The 234-nt window shown below is 49.1% G+C and carries 1 protein-coding gene; it reads right to left on the bottom strand.

The features are described from left to right. Positions 1 to 234: DUF4147 domain-containing protein (locus KVT36_RS32255; protein WP_217607517.1), on the bottom strand; the 234-nt coding region annotated here is incomplete at both ends.

The raw sequence follows: 234 nt of genomic DNA, 5'->3' as shown, positions 1-234 counted from the left end.
TACTTTTCCCATATGGCCCACGTATCTGCAAAGGTAGAACGGTCGGGCACCGTAGGGCCTGAGCCTCTTACATCCAGGTCATCGCCTACCACATCGCCCAGAATAAGCGTGCATAACGTAGCCGGATATACTTTTAATGCCAGCTGCCCGCCTTTTACTGCGGAAGTATGTTTGCGCACTGTATTCATTTCATGAATGGTGGCGCCGCTTTTCAGCAAAAGATCAAATAAAGCT

Origin of the sequence: Chitinophaga sp. GbtcB8, assembly GCF_019091455.1 — a bacterium.
Classification (GTDB): domain Bacteria; phylum Bacteroidota; class Bacteroidia; order Chitinophagales; family Chitinophagaceae; genus Chitinophaga.
This window is presented reverse-complemented; position numbering and strand designations above follow the sequence as displayed.